Source organism: Clostridium estertheticum, from assembly GCF_026650985.1.
GTDB classification, from domain to species: domain Bacteria; phylum Bacillota; class Clostridia; order Clostridiales; family Clostridiaceae; genus Clostridium_AD; species Clostridium_AD estertheticum_C.
Map to the genome: position 1 here is coordinate 2,911,376 of NZ_CP086239.1, position 14,421 is coordinate 2,925,796.

Annotated in this window: 17 protein-coding genes and 1 riboswitch; of the genes, 6 read left to right on the forward strand and 11 right to left on the reverse strand. The window is 29.9% G+C overall.

Annotation, left to right across the window (positions count from 1 at the left end; all coding sequences use genetic code 11):
- Nucleotides 1–113: 113 nt before the first annotated feature.
- Nucleotides 114–293: riboswitch (Lysine riboswitch) on the reverse strand.
- Nucleotides 294–670: 377 nt separating this feature from the next.
- Entirely contained in the window at nucleotides 671–1,546 is an 876-nt protein-coding gene (locus LL038_RS13890; RefSeq protein ID WP_216121937.1) for a YitT family protein, read from the forward strand.
- Nucleotides 1,547–1,639: 93 nt separating this feature from the next.
- On the opposite strand, the gene LL038_RS13895 is transcribed toward LL038_RS13890, so the two are convergent.
- The 3 genes from LL038_RS13895 to LL038_RS13905 form a co-directional block, all read right to left on the reverse strand.
- A complete protein-coding gene (locus LL038_RS13895) occupies nucleotides 1,640–2,734 on the reverse strand; it encodes a plasmid pRiA4b ORF-3 family protein (protein ID WP_216121939.1) in 1,095 nt (364 codons plus the stop codon).
- Nucleotides 2,735–3,017: 283 nt separating this feature from the next.
- A complete protein-coding gene (gene tlp, locus LL038_RS13900) occupies nucleotides 3,018–3,245 on the reverse strand; it encodes a small acid-soluble spore protein Tlp (RefSeq protein ID WP_071611616.1) in 228 nt (75 codons plus the stop codon).
- A gap of 132 nt (nucleotides 3,246–3,377) precedes the next feature.
- Nucleotides 3,378–4,763: a glutamate decarboxylase gene (locus LL038_RS13905; RefSeq protein WP_216121941.1), complete on the reverse strand. Its 1,386-nt coding sequence runs from the start codon at nucleotides 4,761–4,763 to the stop codon at nucleotides 3,378–3,380.
- Between the two features lie 202 nt (nucleotides 4,764–4,965).
- On the opposite strand from LL038_RS13905, the gene LL038_RS13910 reads away from it, so the two are divergent.
- Nucleotides 4,966–5,280: a hypothetical protein gene (locus tag LL038_RS13910; RefSeq protein WP_216121943.1), complete on the forward strand. Its 315-nt coding sequence runs from the start codon at nucleotides 4,966–4,968 to the stop codon at nucleotides 5,278–5,280.
- Nucleotides 5,281–5,360: 80 nt separating this feature from the next.
- On the opposite strand, the gene LL038_RS13915 is transcribed toward LL038_RS13910, so the two are convergent.
- From LL038_RS13915 to LL038_RS13930, 4 genes are all read right to left on the reverse strand, one after another.
- On the reverse strand, nucleotides 5,361–5,645 hold the full coding sequence (locus LL038_RS13915; RefSeq protein ID WP_216121945.1) for a GNAT family N-acetyltransferase: 285 nt from the start codon (nucleotides 5,643–5,645) through the stop codon (nucleotides 5,361–5,363).
- An 86-nt stretch (nucleotides 5,646–5,731) separates the two neighbouring features.
- A complete protein-coding gene (locus LL038_RS13920) occupies nucleotides 5,732–6,658 on the reverse strand; it encodes a hypothetical protein (RefSeq protein ID WP_216121947.1) in 927 nt (308 codons plus the stop codon).
- A 140-nt stretch (nucleotides 6,659–6,798) separates the two neighbouring features.
- Nucleotides 6,799–7,140 (reverse strand): cupin domain-containing protein, encoded by a 342-nt coding sequence (locus LL038_RS13925; protein WP_171298148.1) that lies wholly within the window; start codon nucleotides 7,138–7,140, stop codon nucleotides 6,799–6,801.
- A gap of 119 nt (nucleotides 7,141–7,259) precedes the next feature.
- On the reverse strand, nucleotides 7,260–8,129 hold the full coding sequence (locus LL038_RS13930; protein ID WP_216121949.1) for a PilZ domain-containing protein: 870 nt from the start codon (nucleotides 8,127–8,129) through the stop codon (nucleotides 7,260–7,262).
- Between the two features lie 303 nt (nucleotides 8,130–8,432).
- Here LL038_RS13930 and LL038_RS13935 point away from each other — a divergent pair, with 303 nt between their 5' ends.
- On the forward strand, nucleotides 8,433–9,551 hold the full coding sequence (locus tag LL038_RS13935; RefSeq protein ID WP_216121951.1) for an NAD/NADP-dependent octopine/nopaline dehydrogenase family protein: 1,119 nt from the start codon (nucleotides 8,433–8,435) through the stop codon (nucleotides 9,549–9,551).
- A gap of 61 nt (nucleotides 9,552–9,612) precedes the next feature.
- On the opposite strand, the gene LL038_RS13940 is transcribed toward LL038_RS13935, so the two are convergent.
- On the reverse strand, nucleotides 9,613–10,320 hold the full coding sequence (locus tag LL038_RS13940) for an MBL fold metallo-hydrolase (RefSeq protein ID WP_216121953.1): 708 nt from the start codon (nucleotides 10,318–10,320) through the stop codon (nucleotides 9,613–9,615).
- A gap of 328 nt (nucleotides 10,321–10,648) precedes the next feature.
- Here LL038_RS13940 and LL038_RS13945 point away from each other — a divergent pair, with 328 nt between their 5' ends.
- Both LL038_RS13945 and LL038_RS13950 read left to right on the forward strand, forming a co-directional pair.
- Complete coding sequence (locus LL038_RS13945) at nucleotides 10,649–10,909, forward strand: DUF5316 family protein (RefSeq protein ID WP_216121955.1); 261 nt, start codon at nucleotides 10,649–10,651, stop codon at nucleotides 10,907–10,909.
- A 35-nt stretch (nucleotides 10,910–10,944) separates the two neighbouring features.
- On the forward strand, nucleotides 10,945–11,154 hold the full coding sequence (locus tag LL038_RS13950; RefSeq protein WP_216121957.1) for a DUF6366 family protein: 210 nt from the start codon (nucleotides 10,945–10,947) through the stop codon (nucleotides 11,152–11,154).
- Between the two features lie 59 nt (nucleotides 11,155–11,213).
- On the opposite strand, the gene LL038_RS13955 is transcribed toward LL038_RS13950, so the two are convergent.
- On the reverse strand, nucleotides 11,214–11,390 hold the full coding sequence (locus tag LL038_RS13955; protein ID WP_216121959.1) for a (2Fe-2S)-binding protein: 177 nt from the start codon (nucleotides 11,388–11,390) through the stop codon (nucleotides 11,214–11,216).
- A 689-nt stretch (nucleotides 11,391–12,079) separates the two neighbouring features.
- Here LL038_RS13955 and LL038_RS13960 point away from each other — a divergent pair.
- A complete protein-coding gene (locus tag LL038_RS13960) occupies nucleotides 12,080–12,682 on the forward strand; it encodes a DUF3137 domain-containing protein (RefSeq protein ID WP_216121961.1) in 603 nt (200 codons plus the stop codon).
- A 113-nt stretch (nucleotides 12,683–12,795) separates the two neighbouring features.
- Here LL038_RS13960 and LL038_RS13965 read toward each other — a convergent pair whose 3' ends face one another.
- Nucleotides 12,796–13,359 carry a LemA family protein gene (locus LL038_RS13965; protein ID WP_071611604.1) on the reverse strand — a complete coding sequence of 188 codons (564 nt, stop codon included), beginning with the start codon at nucleotides 13,357–13,359 and terminating at the stop codon, nucleotides 12,796–12,798.
- A gap of 200 nt (nucleotides 13,360–13,559) precedes the next feature.
- On the reverse strand, nucleotides 13,560–14,297 hold the full coding sequence (locus LL038_RS13970; RefSeq protein ID WP_216121963.1) for a TPM domain-containing protein: 738 nt from the start codon (nucleotides 14,295–14,297) through the stop codon (nucleotides 13,560–13,562).
- Nucleotides 14,298–14,421 lie beyond the last annotated feature (124 nt).

Here is a 14,421-nt window from a genome sequence, read left to right on the forward strand (position 1 = left end):
AATTTGCAATCCTAGGTTGATTCTATTGTGAACAAAAAAAAGACACTGAATTTTCAGTGCCTTAATTAATAGAAACAAAAACCTATTAATGCAATGAAAAATTAACTTTCCATTACATAAATAGCTCTCCATAAGAACTTCATGACAGTGATAGAAATACTGTTCTCTATCGCCAAGAATATTTTAAAGAACCAAAATATCCTTTCGGCAAACAAATCCTTCATTTTTGACATTGGATGTTCCTATCCTTAACATTCAAAAACTACCCCTTTATCTGCACCTCTATTTATGTTAAATTATTAAATTTTATTTTAATTTACTTCTAACTTACTTATATTATTTAGCCTCTAACCTCCTAAAATTTCTTATGATACCACTTTATTCAATTTTCTAAGATATATTACACAATTAAATAATAAATTAAAAATAATAAATTAAAAACAATAAATAACTAGAGTGAATAAAATTTGATAAATTGTCTATAATTTAAATACACCAACCTATTATTAAATTGGTAAATAAATAAAAAATAAAAATACTGCACTAGGATCCCCCTAAGTGCAGTATTTTTATTGAATTTTATTTAAAATTAATCTAAACCACCTATAAGTGCAAAACAATATCTGTTACAATAATTATATATGTAATAAATCGCAAGGATGGTGATATTGTGAAGAAAATTGACTTTAATAAAAATGTATTGGATTTCTTATTTGTAACCATAGGTTGTTTATTGATTGCATTTTCAATTACTTCTATTCTAAGACCAAACGGATTAATAACTGGCGGTATAACTGGAATATCAATAATACTAGAAAAGTTAATCCATATTAAATATACCTATGTCTACTATATTTTATCTATTTTAGTTTTAGCTGTTGCTTGGATATCTATGGGAAAAAGAGAAGGTATAAAAATAATTACCCTATCCGTAGTATTCCCTTTTGTATTAATAGTTTTTGAAAGATTTAATTATAGCTTTATAAAAAATGATATGATGCTGGCTTCAGTTTATTTTGGACTTATTTGCGGAATTGGCTCTGGTCTTGTGCTAAAAAGAGGGTTTTCAATGGGAGGAACTGATACTGTTGCGAAAATTCTTCATCATAAGATTTTTACATTTGTAAGCATAAGCGAGATTCTACTTTGTATTGATGGAACACTAATTGCATCATCAGTTATAGTATATAATTCAAATATCGCACTTTATGCTATTATTTCACAAATTATAATGGTAAATATGATTGACGCTGTAATGTTTGGATTTGGTTCAAAGAAGGTAAAACTTGAGATAATAAGCGATCATCATCAAGCTATAACTCAATATATAATCCACACTATTAAAAGAGGAGTTACCAGTTATGAAGTAAAAGGCGGTTATAAAAATTTACCACGCTTAAAACTTCTAACACTATGTTCTCCAAGAGAATCTATGTTAATTAAGAGGTATATAGCAGAAACTGACCCAGATGCCTTTGTAGATGTTTTACCTGTAATCTCAGTATGGGGCAAAGGAATAGGATTTGATCGTTTATCTGGAGAGTAGAATAAATATGAGAAAACATGATCCCTTAGGGAGGTAATAAGAAATTACCTCCCTATTGCCACTTCCACTAGGACACAAATCACTTCTTCTAATTTATCTGCGCAAAACATTTTTCAAACGTCTATTTACAGAGTCCGAATCATAATCCTTATACCTCTGACCTTGCGCCCACCTTTTAGTATTTTCATATTCAGCATGATTAGGATTTTTCATTATTTTTAAAAATTCCTTATATCCAGTAATACCCCCAACATCTTCTGGTGGAGTATTGCCACCACCCATTACACAAGTTGGGTAATTTTTATCATACTTCGCATTAACACCTTGTATAGTAATCTCATGCTCCCAGTTATCGCCGTAGTCATAACAATAAACTATTCGATATTTGTGATTAGTGTATTCTGAAATATCAACCTGTGAATCTAAAAGTATTTTACAGTCCTGAGATTCTTCATAAACCTCTTCAAATTCACTAATAACATTTAAGACATATTTACCTGTATCATCAATAATATTGAATTCATACAAATGGTAGTCTTTCCAATCAAAAGCGACTTGGAGTATTTCATGAAGCTCCTTAAATGTAGTATTTATAGGAGTTATAATTCTTCTCCATGCCATTTTGGGATATAATTTAAGCTTAACTATTAAATCTACTGCCTCACATCTAACAATTTCTTCCCCAGCAAATATTTTAAGATCCTTGTTTAGGAGTTCATACGGATAGTGATAATCGGATTCCTTACTCATTTTTACAATGTCTTTGTTCATTATTCTAGTTGCCGAAGTTTGAAAAAGTTCACTTAATTCTAAATTATCTCCAAGGCTTTTTATAAGTTCACAAGCTTTATTAAGCCTAGCCACATATTTCGAACCTCTTGTCTTCGAATAAATAAATTCTCCCGCACTTTTCAAATAATTATCTACGATTTCTTCCTTAATTTTTTCATCTCTCAAACAATTTCTAATTCCAATAATGAGTAACTCATTTAAATTTTTAAATTGTTTTGCTTTTAACCCATAAATAACAAATCCAAATCTATTGCTATCGTTTACCATCACAATTGTCTTTCTTCGATTTACGGTAATCAAATGTACACTCCAGCAAAAAAAATCTTCCTCTTCAGTTTCATTTTGAAGCACTATTCCCATCTCATCTTGTAGTTTCTTTGTACAACATATTTGCATTTTATCCCCCTTTAACCCTGGCTTTCGGAATCCACCCATATTAATCTATAGAATTATTTTATTATAACATTTTATTGTCATAATTGCCCTAAAAAACTATCATTTTCTTGTTAAAAAACAAAACATAGGATTAACGATATTGTCGTTAATCCTATGTTTTATTTGTTTTTTATATCTACGTTTTTCTCTACATAACTTAAAAATCATAAGTGATACAAAGTCATTCGTCGCTTAATTAACAGTCAGATAAAAGTGACTTATATAGCAGAGAGATTTTTATAATTTATCTATATCCGTTCTTTTTATCTATTGCCTCATCTCTAATTTCTGATCTCATACCATCAATTGCGTCTTCTCTTCTCTCATTCTTTTGTTCTAATGTCTTCTTCTCTTTATCATTATCTGTTATTTCAATAGTATCCTGTGTAAGATTAAAGTTTTCAATAGTATTACTAATATTTTCTTGGATTTTATCTACATTATCTCTTCTGTCATCTGGTTTGTTTTTCATAATTTAATATCCCCTTTTGTTTTATTTAATAACTATCTATTATCATTATTATTATCTCTACAAAGATATTTATTATACAACAAAACATTAAAAGGGAGATTTACAAAAAAATTTATTTAACCTCACATCAAATTAATGATGAAAACTAACTTTGTCGTGATTATTTAATACTGGATTATTTTTTAAATACTCCAGTTCTTTACGAAAATCACGAAGTAGTAAAAATATCATGTCCCTACTAACTCCATGACGAATTAAAATACGTTGCACAGTCATATTTTGACGATCACTTGGGAGTGGATAGGACGCGATTTGCCAACCGTGCATTCTCAAACGGTCAGAAAGATCATAAAGTGAAAATCCTGCTTCCGCTTCATCCTTTAACGAATAACAAACTGCCGGTATACCACCATGTCCATCATATAATATTTCCAAAGTATCTATTTCTCCTAATTGCTCACCTAAATACTGAGCAGTGCTGGCACATTCACTTTGAATTGTAGTGTAGCCATCACGACCCAATCGTAAAAAGTTGTAATATTGAGCAATAATTTGACCAGCTGGCCTTGAAAAATTTAGAGCAAACGTTGGCATTTGTCCCCCTAAGTAATCAACATTAAAAATTAACTCCTTAGGCAGGTCAGCCACAGTCCTCCAAATTATCCAACCAACGCCAAGTGGTGCCATGCCAAATTTATGACCTGAAGCATTAATTGATTTGACCCTGTCAATGCAAAAGTCCCACTTAAGCTTTTCTTGTATAAATGGGGCAATGAATCCTCCACTAGCTCCATCTACATGAATAGGTATATCAAAACCTTTTTCATTTTGAATCTTATCTAAGGCTTCAGCTAGCTCCTGTACTGGTTCATATATTCCAGTAAATGTACTACCCAAAGTTGCCACTACTCCAATTGTGTTTTCATCGCAATAATCATTTAGCTTATCTGGATTTATACCTAATTCATCTTCGGTTATTGGAATCTCTTTAATTTCAACATCAAAGTAACGTGCAAATTTATGCCAACATATCTGAACAGGTCCACATACAATATTAGGATTATCAGTAGATTTCCCCTGAGCTTCACGCCTCTTCCGCCACTGCCATTTAAGTGCAAGGCCCCCAAGCATTGCAGCTTCACTAGATCCAGTTGTTGAACATCCAATGGTATCTTCTTTTTCAGGTGAATGCCATAGATTTGCTAATATACTCACGCATCGATGTTCAATTTCAGAAGTTTGTGGGTACTCATCCTTGTCTATCATATTTTTATCGATTGACAAATCCATGAGCTCATGAACTTCATCTTCGATATATGTTGTACAAAATGTTGCTAAATTTTGACGCGCATTTCCATCCATAAAAAGCTCATCGAGAACTAATTGCCTAATTACTTTAGGATCTGAAGTTGTTTCAGGCAACTCATTTTTCGGAAGCTGATCAAGTGCTATTGAATTAGTATAAAGATCCTTAAACTCATCTTCATCTCTACCTTTTTTATAATGATGTAATGTCATATTCTATTCCCCCTTACTCCCTGCACATAATGTTATTTTAAATCTTATCCACCTATATTTTCTTTTGTGATTATATGATTCTACAAAACATTGCAGAGTCCTGCTAATAGCTTAATATTAAAATAAAAAACTGAATATTTTTAATGAATATAATCAATTCTATATAATATATAAAAATTTAAAATTTATGAGGAGATGTCCTATGACAACAAAATCTGATTCAACTTGTTTAACTTGGCATGAAATTTTAATAAAGAAAGGAATTAATCCAGAAATATCAAAATCATTGATTGGATTTACTTCATGGAATCAAAAAGAAATTCCTAATAAACTTGGAAAACATATTACAGATATTTTACAAGAAAATATTGGGAAAGTAATTGCAAAAGATGTTATTGGCACTAGATATAACGATATAGGATTATTATTTTTAAATAATGATATGTCTCAGGATATGGCAACTGAGGTTTTTGATACAATTATGGAATATGAGCAAGAAGAAGTTTATGATATTTAGTAAATTACGTAACTTAGTCAAGTAAAAACAAAAAACCAGTATAATCATACTGGTTTTTTATAAATTGTTGCTATTAATCTCTATTTCTCTTCATCCACTAATACATCTAAATACTTGTCATTTTTATTCAATTCCGCTTTGGCGTAAGGACAGATAGGAATTATTTTTTTATTTGTTTCTCTCGCTAAACTAACAATTTTTTCTAACAATTGTCTAGCTACATTTTGACCTCTTAACTCATCAGATACAAAAGTATGATCGATGGTTATGACATCTCCACTATATACAAATTCCATTTTAGCGAGTGGTTTTTCTTCATTATCACCCACATAAAAACTCTTTACTCCTTTTTTTATATCCAACAAACTAATTCCTCCTTTAGTATAAATATATTTATTCTTTTATAATGATAATACTACATTAAATTCTACTTTTCATTAAAATACCACTTTTAATTATTTATAGCCGTTATCATTAATTTAGGAATGCCTCCAGTAGGAGTCACTTCATTAATCCAAATATTAAAAATATCCTGACCAAACATTATCCCTTGATAATTTACAAATAGATTTTTTGTAAATGAATTACTAATTGATGCCTTATATTTGGGATAGAAAATCAAATCATAATTCTTAATAAAATAATCTTTATTTTGTATTTTTACAACCTTACCGTTAATTTTAGCATTTATAGGATATTTTATTTGCTCGACTAATCGCTGTTTATCCCCATTTACTACATAACTTTGAATTTTGTCAACAAATTCCTCAACATCTTTGTCCTTTTTAGTATTTAGTGCAACAGCATACCTTTTCCCATATACATTTGCCGCAATGTTACTTTTAAGTGTTAATGTAAACGGATAACTAGTTTTATTATCAGCGCTTACCCATTTGCCCTCAATTTTATCAACTGTTTTCATTGTTCCCACAAATATACCCGTATTTTTACCTGTGGCATCATATTCATATAGAATAATATCTTTTTTATCAGACTTTCCTTTTAGTTTAATTTCCTTCTTCTGCTTTTCATAAAAATATGTCCCTACTATCTCTTTGTTCTGCTTATAAATACTCATTTGAATTTTAATATTGTTATTTATAGTTCCCTCATAATCATAATATCCTTTTTTAAACAAACTTTTAGTAATATCCATATTTTCTAGCAAACTAGAAAACGATTTACTATTAGTATCTTTATCACTTTGGGCTTTAGTTACTGTGTTTGCTGTAGTTGCTGGATTTGATGTAGTTACTGTGGTCGCTGTTTTGGTCTGTTCTTGATTACTACTACTTTTAGTAGTAGTAATGGCCTGTTTTTCACTTGAGCACCCTGTCATTAAAGTGGTTAACATAATAATTAGTATTATTTTCCTCACACTAAATCCTCCTACATGTATAGCATATTTACCTTATTATAACATAACGCATGTTATTTTTATTAATAGTATGAGCTAACATCAGAAAAGGTATAACAACATAAAATTGCTATACCTTAAAATTCGAGTTAAGTTTTTTACTAACCATTTACTATAACTAACATCATTTTAAATCTCTCATTAGCCACGAGTCCATGAGGTGTATTTGCTGGCATTAATATTATTTCGCCTTCATTAACAATAACTGGATCATTATCTCCTATTGTTATTGTAACTTGTCCCTCTGTTACATATACTAATGCGTCTCCCGGTGCTGAATGTGTACTTATTTCTTCACCCTTATCAAAAGCAAATAGCGTTATACTAACGTTATTTGTTTGTGTTAATGTTTTACTAACAACTTGATTTTCTACATATAATACCTCTTCTTTTAGTCCTAATGCCTTTGCAACCTCTATATTCTTGAAAAATTTAGTGTTCATATTTTTTTCCTCCTAATATTTTATTTTCACATATTTTTGCTTTCCTATGTCCTTATTTTATGCTTATTTAAGTTATAATAATGTGATTTGAATCAAATTATTAGGATTATAAATATTTTTTATATAAGTCTCTCAAAATTATGATTTTGAGGCCTAGAATAATTAAACTTTAGTCCAAGACATTCGTGCGTAAGTAATCCATTTTCCGAAGAAAAATCCACCACATGGGCTAAAACTTGAACTATCTTTTCTTTTTCTGAATCAGTAATGTCTAATTTCACTCCATATATATATTTATTTTCTTCAACTTTTTCTCTCCACGACATATAACCTTTGACATAAATTTTTGTATCAGCAATAACTATACTAATTTCTAACATTGTATCCTCATCTATTACTAAATTAATATCAGTAATAAATTGAATACCATCATGTGAGATATTATCTATTCGTATAGTGACCCACTGCGAAATGCCCGATTTATTACTGATTTTGTGCACCTTCATTTTTGCAACAAAATTATTATTAAGTTTATATCTTTTATATATTCTTCTATCAACATTCACCGTACATTTTCTAATACAATCCACATCATATGAACAATGACCAGAATTCTCTAAAGTTCCATTTTTATTTAACTCATTAAGCCTGCTTATAAACTGTTCATGTTCATCATCGCCAGCCTTATTAATAAACTTAACTCCATATCTATATATGCCCCTATCGACTTCTTCTTTTCTCACAATATAACCATAAAAAGCAGTACACACCTCTTCAACTATCAACTTAAACTCAATAACCATAATATCACTTACTGGTAGATTTAAACTAAAAAGAAACTTGAGGCCACCAGAACTGATATTTTCTACACAGATATTTCCTTTTCCTGTAGTAACCATTTTATTATTAAATTTAACAATAGAAATTTGCGTACAAATTGGTGTCTTACATTCAATTCTAGGATATTTTCTAATGCCCCTTGTTTCCATAAAAACCACCCTTTCTTAATAGAAATATATTACATCTTTGATATATTTTATTATCGTGTGATTCCGTCGAGCTCTGAACTATCACTCTTTAAAATTAATAACTAATATGTCTTGAGTATATGAGATAAGACAAAAAAAATTACTTACTTATATTAATTTCAAAGCAATTCAAAGTAAAACAGATAAAACCGAAGCTTGTTTAAGATATATATTAACATTTGAGTTGTACTGGGGTTATATGAGCTTATATGATATAATACTAATATAGCTCAAAAAATAAAATATTATTTAGGAGGACAACAAATGAATATATGTATTTTAGGTGGTGGAAATATAGGTACACTTTTAATGGGAGACATCGGAAGAAACGAGAATATTTCTGTAAGGCTGTTGACTTCCAGACCAGATGATTGGAACCATATTATTGAGGTTTGTGATAATGATGGCACAATTAAACACACAGGGAGAATAGATATTATATCTAGTAACCCAGAGGAAATAATAAAAGATGCTGACATCATTATATCCACACTTCCATCTTATATATTTAGCAAAACGCTTCAAAGAATAAAGCCTTTTCTTAAAAAGGGAGTTTGGATTGGCATGATGCCAGGTAATGGTGGTGGGGAATTCTATTGCAACGAGCTTATTGAAAACGGCTGTACAATATTCGGATTTCAGAGAGTTTATGGCATAGCTAGATTAAAGGAGTACGGAAAATCTGTATATGACCTAGGTAAGAAAGAAGAGCTTTTTATAGGAGCTATTCCCTCTAGTAATACATCAGAAGTATGCAAGGCATTAGAGACCATACTTAACATGAAGTGTAATCCACTAGAAAATTTTCTGCAAGTTTCACTTACACCGGCTAATCCAATTCTTCATACTGCAAGGATTTATGGAATCTTTCACGATTATAAAGAAGGAGTATATTTTAAAAATATGATTCAATTTTATAACGAGTGGACGGATGAATGTTCAGAAATGTTAATAGCTACTGATGAAGAGGTTCAGAACTTGTGCCTAAAGCTCGGGACTATTGATTTGAAGAAGGTCGGTTTTATAAAAGAGTATTTTGGAGCAGATTCCACGCAGCAAATGACAAAGCAAATTAGTGGTAAGCCTGCGCTTAAGAATATAGAGTCTCCACTTATAAAAACAGAGAAGGGGTATATTCCAGATTTTAATTCAAGATACTTTCTTGAAGATTTCCCATATGGACTATGTATTATTAAGAGTTTTTGCGAATTAGCGGAAGTTAAAACTCCATTTATTGATAAAATTCTTATGTGGTTTGAGAACTTTTTCGGGGTTGAATATTATGTAGATGGTAAATTTATAGGAAAAGATTTAAAAGTTCTCCCTCTTCCACAAAATTCCGGGATAAAATCAATAGAAGATGTATTTGCATATTACAAGTAAATTGGGATTATCCTCAACAGTACTACAATAAAGTACTGTCGAGGATTTTTTTCTGAAATCTCTATTTATATATGTCTACAACATTAAATCCATTATTCTTTATATCTTCAGCTGTTATATTTTTATCTAGATGCATACAATGAACCTTATTTCTGAATTCGTGAGGAACTGTATCACAAAGTTTTCTTAATGATAAGTGAGCATTTCCCTCATAATCTAATCCACATGTATCTTGATAAATTCTACAAATCTGTCCGTTTTTCAGCTTATCTACTATTGTATTACTTATAGCACTAGCATCACCGCTATAATAAAACACACTTCCATTTAATTTCATTATAAATCCATATGCCGGTATTGTATCAACATGAGAAACAGGCATAAAATCTATACTAAAATCTCCAAGTTGCATATCATTTATATCTTCTACGTTATTAATATTAAGGTTGTACATTTCAGCACTTACCCCTATGCTAGTTAAAAACCTTTCTATTAGCTCCTTTTGAGGAAAAAAAATAGTCGGTTTGTGTTTTAAAATATAATGCGAATAAAATATAACGTCTCCAAGACTCCCAACATGGTCAGGATGTGTATGAGTTATAACAATATACAAATTTTTAAGTTCATCAAACATGCTTAATTCTTGCAACTTATGAAAAACTGTTCCTCCACAATCAATAAGAATTAAGCTGTCATTTTTCTTTACAAATGCACTTGTATTACCAATTTCTGTATTAAAAGCACTTCCCATTCCAATAAAATTAAGCATCTTATCCTCCTATAAATAACAAATTTCTTACTTTGCTATGTACTATAGCAACAATATATTTACAGCTTAACCTTTTTTAATACTTTTTACAAATTCAACATTTATAAGTTATGTTTATGTATTTTCATGTCAATATAATGACGTTTTATGCTTTTAGTATTTAATTACAAAACTATATAGACTATGATGTTAATTAAAGTAAGTCTTGTAAAACTGAAAAATAATAACATAGGAAATTTAAATTTGGTTCTTAAATAAGTTTTAGAATGACTCCATTTGTTAAGGGGTGGTAAAAATCAAAAAAATAATTATTTCAAGTTTTATTATAATGTGTATTAGTATTGTTTTGGGTAAAGTCCTTAACAATTGGATATTATCTATTAAAATCTGTGGAAGTATAGCTTTAGTATGTTTTGGTTTAGCAGGAACATTAAATGGTACTTTTATTAGTAAAAACAGGTTTAGATCAGTTACTTCCATTGATAAAGAAGACGATAAAGTGGTAAGAAGTAAAATCACTAATTTTGCGATGGTTATAGGGTCAACCAATAGTATTTTGGCTGTTATTATTTTTTTCTTAATAAAATAGAGCTACCGTACTTAAAATTGTAGGGGCGTGAAATTATGTATAAAAGAGATGAGCAAGATAATAGGGAAGATAAACGCAAAATAGAAGAATATAAAAAGAACCCGCTGACTAATGTGGCTGATGCAATGAACCGTTCAATGATTGGTGATTTAAGTCAGTTAACAAAAGGAGGTTGCCTTACAAGAATTATCACTACTGTTATAATTCTTGGAATAGTGTTTTTTCTTACTCGATATTATAATTAAGTATCTTCCCCTTCTATAAATAACCTTAAAGTACACTCTTTTTTTTATATCATCAATAACTATACTAACAATTCAGCAACTAATTCTTTAACTGAATCTACACATTTACCACATCCAGTACCGACTTTTGTAACTGCTTGCACTTCCTCAAATGACTTAGCACCATTTTCGATAGCATTTGTTATATCTTGTACTGTAACATTTAAGCAACTACATACTACTTTAATATTTTCCACTTCATAGCCTCCTTATAATTCCAAATATTATTTTAACAATATAAATTAGTTTTACCATATATCAATTTACTATGTATTATTATAAGAATATATTTATATCTTACTCTTTTTTAATTAATATTTATTGTTATTTAAAAATAGTTCTTTACAAATACCGATTACCATGTTATTATTATCTCATAAACAAAGAAGCATAATTAACTGTTAACCTTCATTAGATAAAGTAAAAAAATCGCTAATAGAAAGGGGATAGTCCATTGCATCAAATTAAATCTTCAGAGTTTTTAGAGGGTAGTAAAAGTTTATAAATAAGAGGTCTTTATGATATGTGATAAGACAAAGAAAAATTACTTATATTAAAATAAATTACTATACTCTACTTAGTTTAAATTTAAATATGTATATATATTTAAAGGGGAATTCATTTACTGAATTCCCCTTTTGCTGTTAAATCATCTCTTGCAGAGCTGCACTTATTAATACAAGCCGGTTTTTATTCTATTATTAGTAATTTTTTTATTGAGTTATTTTAATACTTTGTATAAATCCAGCATTTATAAGTTATATTTCTGTATTTTCATGTCACCATAATGACGTTTTATGTTTTTAGTATTTAATTGCAAAAATATATAGAATATGATGTTAACATAGTTTATATTTATAGTAATACAAATTACAGGAGGAATAAAATGGGGTTATTTGGACCAAGTAAAAAAGAAGTTTGGGAACAACTGTCTAGGGAGATTAATGCAGATTATATAGAGGGAGGTTTCTTTAAAAGTGGTATGGTAGAGGCACGTGTGGGTAATTGGATTATTTTGTTTGACACATATTCTTCTGGTAGTGGAAATAATGCTAGAACATATACACGAATAAGAGCCCCCTTTAAAACTTTTGATAGCTTTTATTTTAAAATTTATAGAAAAGGACTTTTTAGTGATTTAGGCAAACTTTTAGGCATGCAGGATGTTAGTGTTGGGTATAGTGAATTTGATGATAACTTTATAATAAAGGGTACTAACAGTGAAAGACTAACTCAATTATTTTCAAATGAAAAAATAAGAAATTTATTACAACTACAAAACTCAATACACTTAGAAGTTAAAGATAATGATGGATTTTTTGCTAGTGAATTTCCAAGCAATGTAGATGAATTGTATTTTGTAGTAAATGGTGTAATTAGGGATATTGAACGACTTAAAGACCTTTACGAGTTATTTGCAGAAGTACTAAAAGAACTTTGTGTTATGAGTATAGCTAGTAGTGAACAGGTGGATGTTAATCTGAAATAGCCACTTTATAAGCTATATGTATATATATTAAAAAGGAATTCATTTTATTGAATTCCCTTTTTGCTGTTAAATCATCTCTTGCAGAGCTGCACTTGTTAATTCCTTCTTAAGTTTTAGAATGTTACTTTAGGTACTACATTAGCACCTGCTGTTGCTTTAAATAACTCTGCTTGTTTAAATCCAAACATACCTGCCATTATATTATTTGGAAATGTGCCTATTTTAGTATTGTAACTTCCTACTGCATCATTATAATTCTTTCTTGCTACAGAAACTCTATTTTCTGAACCTTCTAATTCAGTAGTTAATGCTGTAAACTGTGTATTTGCTTTTAAATCTGGGTAAGCTTCTGCTACAGCCATTAATTTTCCTAAACCAGCCGTTAACTTAGTATCTGCATTTAACTTGTCTTTAGTAGTTCCTGCACCCATCATTGTTGCTCTTGAAGTTGAAATACTTGTAAATATGTCAGTTTCATGCTTTGCATATGCTTTAACAGTACTTACTATATTCGGTATTAAATCTGCTCTTCTTTGCAATACAGTATCAATGTTACTTTGCTGCGTTGTTACATTAACTCTTGATTTTACCATTCCATTATATGAACCTATTACGGATAATACTAATACTACAACTATTGCGCCTATTATTAGTAATGTTTTGTTTGATTTTGTCATTTTAATGTCCCCTTATGTATCTTATTTTGTTAAATATCTCTATAATATTATCTAGAAAAACAAGCTCCTCCGAAATCGTATTATTACTTTTTGCTTATTAACTAGTTGGATGAACGTTTTGTAGTATAGTTTTTGCTGCTAAATCTGGAATGACACCCTCTAACCCATAACCAATAACTCTTTGAATTATATTAATCTAGTTAGTCAGAAGCTCCTCCGCCACCAGAGTCTCCTCCGCCAAAGCTGTCGCCTCCGCCACCGAAATCTCCTCCGAATCCGCCACCAAAACCCCCACCATAACCACCACCAAAACCACCACCATAATCACGATGGTATCTATTTGGTTTTTTAAATATTGCTGCGAGTATACCTAACATGAAAAGTACTTTGAATATGTTATCAGCAGTAAATATAGATTTTTTAGGTGTTTGTGCTGTTTCAAGTTTAGCATCACTTACTAATGAATAAAGCATATTAAGTGCTTCGGAATACTTTTTTTCTCTTAATACTGGATGGACTGTTTGTAAAATACTTTTAGCTGTTACATCTGGAATGTCGCCTTCTAAACCGTATCCTACCTCTAATCTAATATTATCAGTATCAGTTACATAAACAAACAATAAACCTTTATTTGACTCTTTGCCTCCAATACCCCACTTTTTAAATACTGCATTAGAATATGATTCTAAGTCGTAGCCATTAGGAATTACATCTACAGTCAGTATTGCAAGTTGTATTCCCTTTTGGCTGTTTAAACTTGTACCTTTTGCTACTAACTTTTGAATTTCACTTGCATTTAATATTTTAGCATTATCTTGAACATAGATATTATTAGTTGGTTTGTCTGGTAATTGGTCTTCTGCTGCAAGTACTGGTACCTGAAACATTAGTACTGCTATCAAAACATAAAATAATATTAGTAGTTTCTTCTTAAACATATAAACTCTCCTTCTGAATCGCTCAAATAAATTTTCTAAAATTGCTCTATTATACATATAATTGTATCATATAATACATTATAATATAGTATAGAGAGAATTTGCTTTCTCTACACTAGGCTCT